The organism is Pseudomonas sp. W3I7 (assembly GCF_030816095.1).
Lineage (GTDB): Bacteria > Pseudomonadota > Gammaproteobacteria > Pseudomonadales > Pseudomonadaceae > Aquipseudomonas > Aquipseudomonas salomonii.
The window spans coordinates 6,043,802-6,058,158 of record NZ_JAUSXP010000001.1 but is presented as its reverse complement, the minus strand read 5'-3'; the positions used below and the strand labels follow the sequence as shown (position 1 = coordinate 6,058,158).

12 protein-coding genes are annotated in these 14,357 nt (G+C 57.6%); 6 read left to right on the top strand and 6 right to left on the bottom strand.

The genetic code is table 11. The features are described 5' to 3' along the window. The first annotated feature begins 463 nt into the window (after positions 1 to 463). Positions 464 to 1,000: a hypothetical protein gene (locus QF043_RS27815; RefSeq protein WP_236375512.1), complete on the top strand. Its 537-nt coding sequence runs from the start codon at positions 464 to 466 to the stop codon at positions 998 to 1,000. 153 nt (positions 1,001 to 1,153) lie between these two features. Here the strand turns inward: QF043_RS27815 and QF043_RS27810 are convergent, their stop codons facing one another. Beyond that, complete coding sequence (locus QF043_RS27810) at positions 1,154 to 1,408, bottom strand: hypothetical protein (protein WP_307420937.1); 255 nt, start codon at positions 1,406 to 1,408, stop codon at positions 1,154 to 1,156. A 674-nt stretch (positions 1,409 to 2,082) separates the two neighbouring features. Here QF043_RS27810 and QF043_RS27805 point away from each other — a divergent pair. Next, entirely contained in the window at positions 2,083 to 4,653 is a 2,571-nt protein-coding gene (locus QF043_RS27805) for an autotransporter outer membrane beta-barrel domain-containing protein (protein ID WP_307420936.1), read from the top strand. Between the two features lie 667 nt (positions 4,654 to 5,320). Here QF043_RS27805 and QF043_RS27800 read toward each other — a convergent pair. Beyond that, on the bottom strand, positions 5,321 to 5,908 hold the full coding sequence (locus QF043_RS27800; RefSeq protein WP_305456966.1) for a hypothetical protein: 588 nt from the start codon (positions 5,906 to 5,908) through the stop codon (positions 5,321 to 5,323). A 16-nt stretch (positions 5,909 to 5,924) separates the two neighbouring features. After that, complete coding sequence (locus tag QF043_RS27795; RefSeq protein ID WP_307420935.1) at positions 5,925 to 6,536, bottom strand: hypothetical protein; 612 nt, start codon at positions 6,534 to 6,536, stop codon at positions 5,925 to 5,927. 197 nt (positions 6,537 to 6,733) lie between these two features. Between QF043_RS27795 and QF043_RS27790 the strand changes: the two genes are divergently transcribed. From QF043_RS27790 to QF043_RS27775, 4 genes are all read left to right on the top strand, one after another. Beyond that, positions 6,734 to 6,898, top strand: coding sequence for a hypothetical protein (locus QF043_RS27790; RefSeq protein WP_307420933.1), 165 nt, complete (start codon positions 6,734 to 6,736; stop codon positions 6,896 to 6,898). Positions 6,899 to 6,965: 67 nt separating this feature from the next. After that, the gene (locus QF043_RS27785; RefSeq protein WP_056858115.1) at positions 6,966 to 7,646 is read left to right on the top strand and encodes a CsgG/HfaB family protein; all 681 of its coding nucleotides are present in this window, start codon (positions 6,966 to 6,968) and stop codon (positions 7,644 to 7,646) included. Positions 7,647 to 7,675: 29 nt separating this feature from the next. Continuing rightward, positions 7,676 to 8,038 (top strand): DUF4810 domain-containing protein, encoded by a 363-nt coding sequence (locus QF043_RS27780; protein ID WP_056858116.1) that lies wholly within the window; start codon positions 7,676 to 7,678, stop codon positions 8,036 to 8,038. After that, positions 8,035 to 8,685 carry a DUF799 domain-containing protein gene (locus QF043_RS27775; protein WP_017136674.1) on the top strand — a complete coding sequence of 217 codons (651 nt, stop codon included), beginning with the start codon at positions 8,035 to 8,037 and terminating at the stop codon, positions 8,683 to 8,685. Before QF043_RS27780 ends, QF043_RS27775 begins: the two co-directional genes overlap by 4 nt. 81 nt (positions 8,686 to 8,766) lie before the next feature. Here the strand turns inward: QF043_RS27775 and QF043_RS27770 are convergent, their stop codons facing one another. The 3 genes from QF043_RS27770 to QF043_RS27760 form a co-directional block, all read right to left on the bottom strand. Further along, entirely contained in the window at positions 8,767 to 9,915 is a 1,149-nt protein-coding gene (locus tag QF043_RS27770) for a M10 family metallopeptidase C-terminal domain-containing protein (RefSeq protein WP_307420932.1), read from the bottom strand. A 506-nt stretch (positions 9,916 to 10,421) separates the two neighbouring features. Continuing rightward, entirely contained in the window at positions 10,422 to 11,807 is a 1,386-nt protein-coding gene (locus QF043_RS27765; RefSeq protein ID WP_307420931.1) for a M10 family metallopeptidase C-terminal domain-containing protein, read from the bottom strand. A 100-nt stretch (positions 11,808 to 11,907) separates the two neighbouring features. Next, the gene (locus tag QF043_RS27760) at positions 11,908 to 13,809 is read right to left on the bottom strand and encodes a M10 family metallopeptidase C-terminal domain-containing protein (protein ID WP_307420929.1); all 1,902 of its coding nucleotides are present in this window, start codon (positions 13,807 to 13,809) and stop codon (positions 11,908 to 11,910) included. Positions 13,810 to 14,357: the final 548 nt, after the last annotated feature.

Genomic DNA, 14,357 nt, shown 5'->3' with positions numbered 1-14,357 from the left:
GCCGTAGCCTGTTGGAGAGAAAACTATGACTGCCTTTATGGGAAAAAGTCACCTGTACGTAAAGATGCTATCTCTTTCTTTAGCTTATATCAGAAACATCCAGTCGCAGAGTGAGGAAATCAAAGGCAAGGACGTATCGTGTTATCTTGAAGCGGAGTTGGTACATAACCTTACGACTAGCCTGCTCAGTCCTGATTTCTCTGAACACGACATATGGTTTTTAAATCACCAAGCTAAATATTATTATGAACGTTGTGATGGTGATTTATCACCTAACTACTATGATCATCTGAAGTGTATAAAGGCTCTTTTTAAGCTTGTGCCTGATGCATTAAAGGTGGGGTTGTCGTGGCATGGGCCCTAGGCTCATCAACGCGAACTGGGGACAGGCCACCTTGGCAATGAACTTTAGATATTCAATAAATCACCCATAACCGCTTGATATGTGAGCCTGGGAGTCGTCTTGAAAATACTGTTGTTGACCCTTTTTTCAGCTCTATTGCTGAGTGGCTGCGGCTCTGCACGCTATGAGAAGCCTATCCCCTACGACCAGGCCACCACCGCACGCATCCGTCTTTTTGGGAATAACGGCTTGCCTGTCGCCATCAACCCCGGACAAGACTGCGCGTCGAGTAAAGAACCTCTTTTTGCCTACGGTTATACCGTTGCGGATAAGGTCAATTCCACCTTGGGGCAACACACCAAGCGAAGTGTCGGAATGCCCGCTTCCTGGAGGAGCGAGCACCTGAGCTATGGCGAGTCTTATGCCGAGTTTGTGATCCCTGCGGGTGTGCCGTCGGTGGTTGTGATGAAGATGGTTGCCGCTGAGGCGTCTTGTGTGCCCGATGCCCGTGTATTTGTTCCTGAGGCGGGTAAAGATTATGAGGCGTACCTACAGAGGCAAGACTGGCAGTGCGGTGGCGTGATTCGACTGCTCTCTGGTCTGGAGACGCCGGGTGCTATCGCACACGTTCCGTCGAATAGTTGCGGGAGAAAATAAAGGTAACTGGCGGGCTGGGCCGGCAGCTGTTCATGCTTTTCGTGCAGCGCCAAGGCTGCATAGGCGACAGGCCACTTTTACTGCCCAAGCGTGGCCCGCACCTATTCACTGCCTCACCATTAGCAGGGCAACTCGTCAGCCGCCCTGTCGTGGTCAGTTGACGCTGTTAAGCCTGCGAATAATGACATCCAGCAAATCACACCCATCGCGCAGCGGTATAGCCAGTAGTTGGGCGAAGTCTTGAAGCACCACAGCATCGCTGCTGAGCTGTTCGCGGAAGGCCAGGTTTTCCAACAGTTGCGTGACGGCGCGAATCCGGTACGCGGCGGCGTCGTGGAGCACGTCGAGGGGCGCGCGGGTGTCGATAAGCAGAGCGGGGATGGTGCAGTCGTGGCCCGTTAGGGGCATGTATTGGTTCATGGTGAAACCTCGGTCAGTAGAGTGAAGCTGTCACCTATCGTCGCCAAACGAATGGGTGACAGCTGTACGCAGGTTGGCGAACCGGGACCGAGTTCCGGCAGACCCGAAGGTCTCCCGCGCACAGCTGCCATAAAGCAGCGATGCGGGTACGGAAGCCCCTGCAAGCAAGCAGAAAGCTTTCGCATACGGTCAACGGATCGCCAAATCCGATCGCCCTTGTTGGGCGACGGGCCGGACTATAAGCCCCCCACCCAAACCCACGCAAGGCACCAACGCCCTGACTCTACCCCCTTTCGCCTATCCCCAACCCCACCATCCCCAACGCATTCCGCCGTCTGCTCACGGATATCAGGCAAACCCTCGGTAGTTTGGGGAAGTTTCCTACCGCAAAAGGAACCATTTCCCTCAAACCCGGGTCTTTACCCCGCCCACCCGCAACCGGTCGGGCTGCATGGACTGCAGCGTTTCAAATGACATTAAGGATTAATGTGAACCTCACCTCCCCAATCCCTTTTCTGCCACCACCTGCGGTGCGATTGCCCGCGCCTGCGGTTCAGCAGGGCGCCTTGGGGGAATGCATTCGGATCATCTGATCCTTCGCTCAGCACACCTACAGCCGCCGGGCGTATTGGCGGCTTTGACTGTAGTTCATGGAGTTTGAAATGAAGCGTAAGCCGTTCCAGAAAACCCTGCTGGCCCTGATGGTCAGCGCAGGCGCCGCGCAGGCCATTGCCGTGGAATTTGATGTGAGTACCGGCCAGAACGCGTGGTCGTACCAGAACTTCAACGAGACCGTGACGCTGGTGGGCACACGCAATATCGTCGCCACTGAGCGCAAGACCGACGGCGCCAGCGTGGCCGATACCAACATCCAGGGCGCGTTGATCAACTACGCCAATTTCAACCTGGATGGCAGCGGCCGCAATGTGCGCGGGTTTGTGGTGGATGGCGCGCTGGATTCAGACCTGCGCAACCGGGGCGGCACCATCACCGGCGGTATCGTTCAGGCCGGCACGATCAACATGGTCAACCAGATCTGGGCCGAAGGCTTTGAAGTGGGCGCGGCCATGGTCGGCGGCAATCTGGTCAACACCGGCACGATCATCGCGGTCGATGTACCGGGCTCCGGGCCGGAAAGCGACGCGGAAGGCATCTACCTCAATGGCACTACGGTTGCCGGCGACGTGATCAACTCGGGCCTGGTGGATATCACCTCGTACTACGGGTATGGCTTGATTCTGGACACCCACAACAACATACCGGTGACGGTCGGCGGCAAGATTATCAACGCCGGGATTATCCGCGTCACGGGTGAAGAAGCGCTGGGGATGGTGATTGAGACCAAGACCAATGCCCTGCGCATTGAGAACACGGGCTTGCTCTCGGTCACCGGTGGTCAGTCACGGGCGGTAGAGATATACGAAGGCACCCTTGATAACCTGCTCAACACGGGCACCATCGAAGCCAAGGGCGGCAACGCGAGCGCGATCAGCTTGCGCGGGGCGACGTTCACCAACGATTCGCCGGTCGGGGCGCGGGGCATCATCAACCGGGGTGTGATCAGTGCTGACAGCACGGCGATCCTGGTGAACCCTCTCGAGCAGACCTCGCCCTTCGAGATCAACCAGCAAGCCGGGGAAATTCGCAGCAGTTCCGGCGTTGCGATTGACGGCGGCAACATGGCCTCGCTGATCTGGACCGGTGGCCGCATTCAGGGTGACGTGCTGGATGTGAACTCGGTGAACATCGGCGGGCAAGCGGATTTTACCGGCAGCCGTATCAACGCGCCGGTGTCGGTTAACGCCGGTTCCCTGAACCTGTCGGCGCCCGGCACGGTGGTTAGCCGTGAGATGTATGTGGGCAGCGGCGCAGGTGTGGACATGCGCCTGGGCAGCCATGTGGTGCCGACCACGCCGTACCTCACCGTCAATGGCCCGGCGACTTTTGCCCTGGGTTCGCACATTACCGTCAGCGCCCAACCCGGTGACTTCACCAGCACGCCTGCCGCCACGCAATACACCCTGTTACAGGCCGGCAGTTTGCAGAATAACGGCCTGACGGTGGCCAGCGCGTCGTCGTTGCTTAACGTGCTCAGCTACTCGGCTGACGCGCAGACGGTCAAGGCCGTGGTGAGTGTGAAGAGCGATCAGCAAGTGCGCAGCATGCTCGCCAGTGTGGGCACTGCCGAGCCGACTGTGGCGGTGGTCAACACCCTTAAAAACCGCGTGCTCGGCCAGCTCGATACCCAGGATGCGGTGTTCCAGTCGGTGGCCAATGCGCCCTCGGTACAAGCGCTTGCACAGGTCGGCGAGGCGCTGAAGCCGGACGCCAACCGCGGCGCGTTGGATGTGGCGTTGTCGGGGCAAAGCGTGGTCAATGGCGCGATCTTCAACCGCCTCACTGACCAGCGTGAAAACCGCCAAACCGGCGGCGTGTGGGTGCAGGGTTTGAGCAGCAACATGGACCAGGACGGGCGCGGCGGTAACAACGGTTACTCGGCCAACAGCAGCGGCATGGCCGTGGGTGTGGACGGGCGATTGAACGACACCACCACCCTGGGCGTGGCTTACAGCTACCTTAATTCCAACATCCATTCGGACCTGGGCAACAAGACCGAAGTCGAAGGCCATGCGCTGTCGCTGTATGGCAACTGGGCGCTGCAAAACTGGTTTGTGGATGGCAGCCTCAGCTACGGCCACAACGACAACGACAGCAAGCGCCATGTGGCCGGGACCACGGCCAAGGGCAGTTACGACAGCAACGTGTTGGCAGCCAGTGTGATCGGCGGCTACAGCTTCAAGCCATCGCAGGCGGTGGTGATCGAGCCTCGCGTGGCGGCGCGTTATGCCAATGTGCGCATGGACGGTTTTGACGAGAAGGGCTCGGCCGCCGCGTTGAGCACACGTTCGCAGCGCTATGAAGTGGGTGAGCTGGGCGCCGGTGTGCGTTTGGCCGGCAACTTGCCGATGGGCGCAGGCAGCCTGCAACCGGAAGCCACCTTGATGGCGTATCACGACCTGATGGGTGATCGCGTGGCGCAAACCTCAAACTTTGTCGCGGGTGGTGCGGCGTTCACCACCACTGGTGCGTCGGTGGCGCGTGACAGCTACGAGGCAAGTGTGGGTGTTAACTACCAGGTGTCGGACTTCACCGTGGGCGCCAGCTACACCCGCCAGGCGCGCAGTGGCTTTGACGCCGATGGCGTGATGCTCAAAGCGCGTTACGCGTTCTAAACCCCAGCACCAAACCCCTGTGGGAGCGGGCTTGCTCGCGAAAGCGGCGGGTCAGTCGATACATGCACTGGCTGACACACCGCCTTCGCGAGCAAGCCCGCTCCCACCTTTGGATTTGGGTGTTTCAGGTAGCTGGGTTTTGCTTTCAGTTCAGTTATCGCCAGTGTGGTATGCGTTGCAAGCTAACATCACCTGACCCTGTGGGAGCGGGCTTGCCCGCGAAAGCGGCGGGTCAGTCGATACATGCACTGGCTGGCACACCGCCTTCGCGAGCAAGCCCGCTCCCACCTTTGGATTTGGGTGTTTCAGGTAGTTGGGTTTTGCTTTCAGTTCAGCTATCGCCAGTGCGGCACGCGTTCTAAACCCCAGCGCCTAACCCCTGTGGGAGCGGGCTTGCCCGCGAAAGCGGTAGACCAGTCGATACGTGCACTGGCTGGCACACCGCCTTCGCGAGCAAGCCCGCTCCCACCTTTGGATTTGGGTGTTTCAGGTAGCTGGGTTTTGCTTCCAGTTCAGTTGTCGCCAGTGCGGCACGCGTTCTAAACCCCAGCGCCTAACCCCTGTGGGAGCGGGCTTGCTCGCGAAAGCGGCGGGTCAGTCGATACATGCATTGGCTGACACACTGCTATCGCGGGCAAGCCCGCTCCCACAAGGGGTGTTGTGTTTGTCAGAACAGCTTGCGCTGCACGGCCTCATCCAGCGTGCTGCGGGTCAGTGCTTCAACCACTTCTCCGGTATTGGCCTGGAACGGAATACCCACGATCAGCACCAGGTGCATCCAGGTCCGCACGGATTCGCTTTTCTTCACCCGGCCCAACTCTTTGCCGTCCTTGTCCTTGAACACGGTTTCCAGGGTGAAGGTGTTCTTCGCCGTGGACGGGATGATGAAGAACGTGGCGCCGGTGATGATCGCCGAGGCCATGCTGAACTGTTCGTTGTTGTACAGCGTGGCATCGGCGTAGATGTCTGAGTCGACCTTGTCGGTGCTCACCCGTGCAAAGCGGTTGGACTGGCGGAACCCATCAGCCACGGTTTTTTCCCACAGCGCCGCAGGTGCACCGGCAGTGGTATTGCCGGGGCCACCGTTGACCTGGCTCAGCGCCGTGGTGCGCACGTAGGCAGTGGGTTTCTGTGCCGGTGTGCTGGCGGTCGGCGGCCAGGTTTGCACGGCTGGCAATTCGTGTTGCGAGTAGGACACGCAACCGGTCAACAAGACGGCGGCGAGGACCAGGCTGTGTTTGATCAACCCTTTCATGTGTTGCTCCCTGAAATTACGGTTTGGCGAGTTTGGCAGTGGCGGTATCGAGCAGTTGCGCGACCAGTTCGTTCAACTGTTTGGCGCCCATGGTCGGGGCCCAGTATTCGCGGCCGTAGAGGCCCACGTTGCGTTCAAACTTGACCTCTTGCTTGGCGCTCGCCAATTCCTTGCCGTCACGGTCGACAATCACCAGGTCGCCGGCCACGTCGAAGGTGTCGACGAAAATCGGGCCGTTGACCCAGATCCAGATCGTTAGCGTCAACAGCGCGCCAGGCACGTAGGCGGGGTGAACGCCACGGTGGCCCTTGAGGGAGGTCATGTTGAATTTCAGCGCGACGTCGTTTTCGCCAAGGCGCACCGGGTACTCAGTGACCTGCTTGAAGTAGCCCGCCGTACGCACGTACTGGTTGAGCTGGGCCGTGAGCGAGTGGCTGATCGCAGTTTTATTGGCGTCGTTGACGTCGGCGGCGCTCACTGTCACATCAGCCACTTGCGCACTGCGCGGGCTGCTGATGGGTGCCGGGTGGAGCGGGGCGCCAATGGGGCCGCTGACGGTGTAGGAGACGCAGCCGGTCATCGACAGCGTCGCGAGCAGGGCCGCAGCCCTAAGGAGGGTTTTCAACACGCAATATCCCTATTTAATGAACAAGCCAAGCCAATGTCTCGACCGATGGCTGGGTAACTTGAGGCGGGCGCGCAGCGTAACAGAACGCCGTTGAGCGGCGAACGCTTGCGAAACGGTGAAACCGCTTGAGTACACAGGGCAACCCCGTAAAATACCGCGCACTGGATACACGGCATTTTTCAAGGACGAATCAAGCAATGCGCCTGTCTGCTTTTCTCCCTGCCACCCGCCTCACTGCGGGCCGCATGTTTCAACCGCACTGCTGCATGGCAGTCACTCTTCCTGATACCGCTATTGGCGGGCTCGACACTTTTGATGTTGAGGCCGTGTGCAAGCGTGCGCGCTTTTTCAGCAAAATCTGATCGCCGCCACTGGGTTGATAACGTACACCACAGCCCTTTCCGTTGGTTTCACCCCTAGGAGCACCCTGTGAAAACACTGTCCAAAATTCTGCTGTCGGGCTTTGCCGCCGCAGCGCTGCTGAGCGTGGCCGGTTGTGCCACCGAGAGCAACCGTGCGATGCCGGTGGAGCAAGTTGCCAGCGCCCACGTCGCTTATTCCGGCGTGCGTGTGCCGATTGCCGTGGGCAAGTTCGATAACCGCTCCAGCTACATGCGCGGCATCTTCTCCGACGGCGTTGACCGCCTTGGCGGCCAGGCCAAGACCATCCTGATCACCCACCTGCAGCAAACCAACCGCTTCAGCGTGCTGGACCGCGACAACATGGGCGAAATCTCCCAGGAAGCCGCGATCAAAGGCGCCGTGCAGAAGCTTAAAGGCGCTGACTATGTGGTGACGGGCGACGTGACCGAGTTCGGCCGCAAAGAGACCGGCGACCGCCAGTTGTTCGGCATTCTCGGCCGTGGCAAAACCCAAGTGGCCTACGCCAAAGTTGCGCTGAATATCGTCAACATCAGCACCTCCGAAGTGGTGTATTCCACCCAGGGCGCCGGTGAGTACGCGCTGTCCAACCGCGAAGTCATCGGTTTTGGCGGCACTGCCAGCTACGACTCCACGCTCAATGGCAAGGTTCTGGACCTGGCCATGCGCGAAGCGATCAACCGCCTGGTAGACGGCATCAACGCCGGCGCCTGGAACCCGCGTAACTAATAACAACAACGCCAAGGAGCACTACACGGATGAGCAAGGCAGTTAAGTTGGCGCTGATGCTGACAGCAATCGCGACGGTCGCCGGGTGCCAGACGGCGCCCCAACCCCTGTATCAATGGGAAAGCTACCAGCCCCAGGTTTACGAGTACTTCAAGGGCGAGCCCAAGGAAGCGCAGGTGGAAGCCCTGGAGCGCGATCTGCAAAAGATCAACGCCAGCGGCCGCAAGGCCCCGCCGGGTTACCACGCGCACCTGGGCATGCTGTACATGAGCATGGGCAAGGATGACCAGATGGTGCAGGAGTTGCGCACCGAGAAGGCGTTGTTCCCTGAGTCCGCTGCGTACATGGATTTTCTGCTGAAAAACGCCAAGGCTGGAGTCGCCACTAAATGAACCTGTTAAAACTCACCGGCGCCTTGCTGGCCCTGGCGTTGCTCGGCGGTTGCGCGGCGCCCAAGACCATTGATTACACGGCCTTCAAACAGGCTCGGCCGAAGTCGATCCTGGTACTGCCACCCATCAATGAATCGCCGGAAGTGCAGGCGTCCTACAGCCTGGTTTCGCAGGTCACCTACCCGTTGGCCGAAGCCGGTTACTACGTGCTGCCGATCGCCCTGGTGGACGAGACCTTCCGCCAGAACGGCCTGACCACCGCCAACGATATCCAGGGCGTAGCACCGGGCAAGCTGCATGACATTTTTGGTGCAGACGCGGCGCTGTACATCACCATCAGCGACTACGGCACCAAGTACATGCTGATCTCCAGCGACACCTCCGTGACGGCCTCGGCCAAGCTGGTGGACCTGCGTACCGGCACCACGCTGTGGACCGGCTCGGCACGCGCCTCCAGCGAGGAAGGCAACAACAATGGCGGTGGCCTGGTGGGCATGCTGGTCTCGGCAGCGGTGAAGCAGGTGATCAACAGCTCCACCGATGCGGCGCACCCGATTGCCGGTATTGCCAGTGTCCGCCTGCTGTCGGCCGGGCAGCGCACCGGCATTTTGTATGGCCCGCGTAACCCGAAATACGGCACCGACTGAGTGCCTGTTCAACCGTGAACAACCTTTGCTGGCCGCTCGGGTCCGCAAAGGCTTCGCGGGGGTGGTGTCCACGCGTTGCCGTCAGTTTACAAGCACATCCGGTGGCCTGATCACTTGCGTACTGGTCACCACAAAGTCTGCTGTGCGGTTGCCGGTCAAGTCGATGGCGATGAAGTGGCGCTGGGTCTGCGGGTTGAAGCCCACGATCGCGTCGCCGATACGCCCGCTGAACGCCTGGACGGGCTTGAATCGCGTGTTGGACCTTCGCTCCAGCCCGCGCAGGTCAATCTTGTCGGTGCCGCTGGTGAAATCCATGATGACATCGGGGTTTGCAGGCGTGGAGTCGCTGGCGTGATTATAGACGAAACTGTCGGCGCCGCCGCCGCCGCGCATGCGGTCCGCACCCGCCCCACCGGTGAGCCGGTTATCGGCGGCGTTGCCGATCAGCACATCGTGGCCTGAGCCACCGATAGCGTTTTCGATGAGGCAGTTGCGGGCGATAGAGACGTTGCCCTGATAACCACCTACGTCGGAAAACGAGCCATCTCTCAGATTGATCGTTTGGTTATTGCCGTAACCCGAGAAGTCCAGCGTGTCATTGCCGGCGCCATCCCATACGCAAAAAATAGCGGCATCCTGATGGCTTCTCAGGGAGTAGTGGTCCCTGCCGGTGTTGGAGTTGAAACCGTAGATGTTGTTTTCTCGGCGGGTTTGATAGTTGGCGCCGTACTGGTGCTGGATAGCACTGATGTCATCCATCATGGGAGCCAGCGGCCTGCCCTCGAAGTGTTTGCCACTGCTTTGGGCAGGGTAATAGCTCATGACGGTATGGGCTTTAGAGTCTTGGGCATAAAACCGTTTGGCGTCGTCTTTTTGGCCGTTGTAAGTACCGGGGTGATTCAGGCCGAGCGTGTGACCGATTTCGTGGGTTACGGTGGGGCGTGTCACAAAGCCCGGTTGATAGCGGGTATCGCCAGCGATGCCGTCTTTGTCGTGGCTATAGGGGTAGTAGCCGTCGGCAACTATCACATTATTGGAAATACGGAAGGCCAGCCGTCCTTCTGCCGGGCCGCCGTTTTCAGTGAACGTCAGGTTCGCCACATCGCCCCAGGACTGGATGGCGCGCCGTGCTTCTTGTTTCTCGTAGTCGTTGAATCCAAGACCCTGTTCATAAGTGAAGTTGTAGGAAATCTCGGTCCTGTTGTTTTGGTTTCGGTCCTGCCATTTCAACCTGCCACCCGTCAGTTGCTCAACGACCTGCCGCTGATTAAATGACGGCCTGTCGGCTCTGCTTGTGTAGGGGTCATTCGCGCGTAGAGTCGGGTCATAGTTGCCCCCATTGCCGCTGAGAGAACGGGCTACCGGGGCGTCCCAGCGGCGGTGTGCTGGGCTTTGGGCTGATTGAGCGCTGCTCGAATAAGGCTTGTACATCGGCGTTAAAGGATTAATTCTCAAGGTCGTTGTTCTCACGGGGTATTGGCACTTTTCCTTCTTGGTGAGGCAGGCAGGTTCCCTTTTGCCTAGTGTGAAGTTGCCAGTGTTGGCGTCACTTTCCAAAGCCCGATGTGTGTCCGAGTAAGTTGTTTTTCTTGCAGGTAAAGTGTTCCTACACAGGGTTAAGCCAATGCCCAGTCCTGGGCTGAATTTTCGCCCTGCATCAGAAAAAACGGCCACCGCGAATGACCGTTTTTCACACGTGTTCAGGGACGACTTTGAACCCTGGTGCGACAGTGCGTTTATCCGAATATAGGCCGTGAGGTCATCAGCCCACTGATATCCTGGGGCCTTATCAACCGCGTGCTTTTCAGCAGGAAGTCCGTCTGGCCGTTTCCGGTCAGGTCAATGGCGACAAAGTACCGATTACTGTAGGCGTTGAACCTCACCAGCGTGTCGCCCGCGCGGCCGGAGTAGGTGTGGACTAGTCGCAGCTGAGTGCGGGTGCTCTGGCTCAGCCCGGTAAGGTCGATCCTGTCTTGGCCGCTGACAAAATCGGTGATCAGGTCAGCACCCGCAGCGGTTGAATCGCTGGCCTTGTCGTAGACAAAAACATCCGCGCCGCCGCCGCCCCTCAACGTGTCTGCGCCGCCCCCGCCCTTGAGGCGGTTGTTGGCGTTGTTGCCAATCAACGTATCGTCATGGCTGCCGCCAATGGCATTTTCCACGGTCACGCCCTTGGCGATGGAAACGTTGCCTTTCATACCGCCCACATCAGAGAAAGCTTCGGCGTTCAAGTTGATGGTTTGTTTCTGATTGAAACCGGAACAGTCCAACGTATCGTTGCCACCGCCATCCCATATGCAAAAAACCGGCGCGTCCCGCGAGGACTTCAGGCTGAAATAATCACGCTCGGTATTGGAGTTGAAACCGTAAACGGTATCGCCGCGACGGGTCTGGTAGTTGGCGCCGTAAGCGGCCTGTATAGCTGCAATGTCATGCATCAGGGGCGCCACTGAGTAATGGGTCCACTGTGCGTTTTTTGAGAAGTTCTGACCACTTCTGATCTCGGGGTTGTAGCTCATCACGCTGTAGGCTTGAGTGTCCTCCAAGTAGTCACGCGTGGCGGGTTGCTGGGTATAGTCACCGGTATGGTCAAGGCCCAGCGTATGCCCAATTTCGTGAGCCATGACATGTTGGTCGTAACGGTCAGTCCTGGGTTGTGCATGCCCTGAGTCCAGCCATGCCTCGCCTCCTTTTTTGAAGCGCTTGGGAAAGGGCAGGGTCGCATAGGATTCCTCGTTACCCTCGTAAAGACCCAGGGTCAGCCGCCCCTCGGTACTGGCGCTTTTATGCGAGAACTTTATACGGGCGACATCCGCCCAGGCTTGCATCGACGTAAGCGCTCGTTTCTTTTGTTGTTCATTCAACTCACGGGCGCCCTTGGGCACATGACTGACCCGGTGCGGCTCATTCGGCGTAAAGAACTCATAGGCAATATCAATGACGCCGTCGCGGTTGTGGTCTTGCCATTTCAATCCCTTTTCGCGGCTGGCGCGTAGCAAGTGCCTGGCGGCTTGGTCGGTGGTGTAGGACACCAGTGGCGTGTCCTTTACACCACCGGGTGGTTGATGCACACGTTCAATTAGTGCAAGCGCGGTATAAGGCTTGTTATTAACGGGAAGCATCTACTTGAATCCTTTTAATAGGCGAACGGAGGCGTGAACGTTAAAGCTCATGGGTAATGAAATTTCTCAGTGGGCGGGCGGGGTTAAACCTTTGGAATTGCTATCCGCGTGAAAATGCCTTGGCGGGTGTTTTAATGTTTGCAGTCAAACCCGTAATGTCCTCGGGCTTTATCAGTTGAGTGCTTTTGACCAGAAAATCGGTCCGGCGATTACCCGTAAAGTCCACGCCCACAAAATAACGACCACTGCGTGAATTTAACTTAACAACGGTATCGCCAATGCGGCCTGTATAGTTATCGACAAGCCGCAACGGTGTGCCGGTATTCTTGGCCAAGGCAGTGAGATTGATCTTGTCTTTGCCACTGACAAAGTCCTCAATCAAGTCGGCATTCTGATAGGACGAGTCACTGACCTTTTCGTAAGTGTGTGTCATTGAACGGTGGGAGGGTCGGGTGGGTGTGAGTGTGGATCGAGTCGTTGGGGCGTCAGGCTGTTGATGATGGGCTGCGGTGTTTGCGGAGGCGACAATATCGTTTGCTTTGACTTGCCCATAAGTGCGGATCAGCAGGTCAGCTTTGCCGTCGCCCGTCAGGTCAATCGCCACGCTGCCCTTGCCGCTTTGTTGATCGTAGGTGAGCACCGTCTCACCTGCCTTGCCTGTCATCTGGCTGACGAAGGCCAGGGCGCCGACATTGGCATGCTTCATGGCCACGGACACGTTGATTTTGTCGGTGCCGCTGACAAAATCCATAATCGTATCGGGGTTGTCGGGCGTGGAGTCACTGGCACTGTTGTAGTCAAACGTATCCGCGCCGCCGCCGCCGCGCAGCCGGTCACCTCCCGCGCCGCCGGTGAACCGGTTATCGGCATCGTTGCCGATCAGCGCGTCGTCGCCTGAGCCACCGATGGCATTTTCGATGACGCAACCGCGAGCGATGGACACGTTGCCCCTGAGCCCGCCGACATCGGAGTACGAGCCGGCCTTGAGGTTAATGGTCTGGTTGGAACGGTAGCCGGAAACGTCCAGGGTATCGTTGCCACCGCCGTCCCATATGCAGAACACGGCAGTGTCCCGGTTGGAATTGAGGGTGTAGTGGTCGCGCTGGCTATTGGAGTTGAACCCGTAGGTGGTGTCATCCTGACGGATCTGGAGGTTGACGCCATAGAGTGCCTGGATGGCGGAAATATCATCCATCATGGGTGAATTTGTATCGGAACGGCCATGGCTTTTGCCGCTTTTCTCTGCACTGAAATAACTCATGACGCTATGGGCCTTCGAGTCTTGTGCATGGCTCCATTGGCTTGCGCTCATGCTGCCATTGTAATTGCCGCTATGTGCCAGCCCCAGTGCGTGGCCTGTTTCGTGAACCACCATTTCGTCCGTCACATGTTTGGGGTTATAAGTCGTGACGCCGGCATCGTTGTGGTTACCTGGTGAGGAGCCATGGCCGCCGGGCACTGCGGATGAAATGCGAAACGACATCCTCCCTTCTGTGCGAGGCCCATTTTCCACGAAGGAAAGGTTGGCCGCGTCGCTCCACGACTGCAGGGCACGGCGCGCCATTTCTTTCTGGCGCTCATTGAACTGCCTGAAACCGGAGTTGAACGAGTAGCCAACAGAGACCTTGCCATCCCCATTAATGTCACGCCAACGAGTGTTCCAGCGAGTGAGGTTATTGACGGCCTGGCGTGCATCGAATGAGCGCTTGTTGAGGTTCGCCACATACGGGTCGTCAGGTCGCAGAGTCGGGTCTTGGCCATCCCAGTTACGCTTGGTCGGTGTGTCGGAGGTATTGGGAATGGTTCTGGGGTTGGGGTTCGACGGGGTGTACGTAGTGCGTTGAATAAACGGGCGCACAAACGGGTGCTGAACGAAGGGCTGTATAAATGGACGAAAAATCGGGTGCCGGTATATTTGGGTCAAAGGCCGAAGTAACGGTTGCAAAAAATCCCCCTCGAACCTTTGTTGTGGAAGTGCAAACGGCCTTAAGTCGATTTTCATAAGGATAATCCAGATTTTATTATGGGATGAGTTCCTTTTTTGTATGGGAAGCGCGTGTCCGTGTGCTGAAAATACCTTCGCATCCTATAAATTGATTGGCAATGAGGTATATATTTCTTGGGTGTTTCTGAGGGTGGGGTTTACATGAATTGCAATGGTCGTCATGTTTATTGAATTATTTATTTTTACAGGTGTTGTGCTGTTTTTCATGCTGATGCTTGTCATTTTGAAAGGGTTTTTTTCAATCTTGTTTATTATGTGTTTTTTCGACATACAGAACTACTTACAGAGTGGGTTGTGTTGGTAAAGCGGTTATCAATGTTCAAGTAAGAGATTTTACTCAAGTAGTTTTTTTTGAAGGTTTTCCCACGTGGCAGCAAATTTTTTTGGACTCGGCAGCGTTGAATCGCTTACTGCTTCTATGCCATGAGCTGACATTTGACGTTCACTGCGCGTTCGGACGAGCGTGCAGTGCGAGTGAACCTTGGCCATTAACCCGAACCCACTGTGGTTCGCGTCTGAACCTATGAACGGATTATCTACTGTTG

What these genes read in the sequence shown, in the direction of transcription:
- QF043_RS27810 (WP_307420937.1), bottom strand. Translation starts at nt 1,408, where the DNA reads ATGCCCCTAACGGGCCACGACTGCACCATCCCCGCTCTGCTTATCGAC.
- QF043_RS27805 (WP_307420936.1), top strand. Translation starts at nt 2,083, where the DNA reads ATGAAGCGTAAGCCGTTCCAGAAAACCCTGCTGGCCCTGATGGTCAGC.
- QF043_RS27800 (WP_305456966.1), bottom strand. Translation starts at nt 5,908, where the DNA reads ATGAAAGGGTTGATCAAACACAGCCTGGTCCTCGCCGCCGTCTTGTTG.
- QF043_RS27790 (WP_307420933.1), top strand. Translation starts at nt 6,734, where the DNA reads ATGCGCCTGTCTGCTTTTCTCCCTGCCACCCGCCTCACTGCGGGCCGC.
- QF043_RS27780 (WP_056858116.1), top strand. Translation starts at nt 7,676, where the DNA reads ATGAGCAAGGCAGTTAAGTTGGCGCTGATGCTGACAGCAATCGCGACG.
- QF043_RS27775 (WP_017136674.1), top strand. Translation starts at nt 8,035, where the DNA reads ATGAACCTGTTAAAACTCACCGGCGCCTTGCTGGCCCTGGCGTTGCTC.
- QF043_RS27765 (WP_307420931.1), bottom strand. Translation starts at nt 11,807, where the DNA reads ATGCTTCCCGTTAATAACAAGCCTTATACCGCGCTTGCACTAATTGAA.
- QF043_RS27760 (WP_307420929.1), bottom strand. Translation starts at nt 13,809, where the DNA reads ATGAAAATCGACTTAAGGCCGTTTGCACTTCCACAACAAAGGTTCGAG.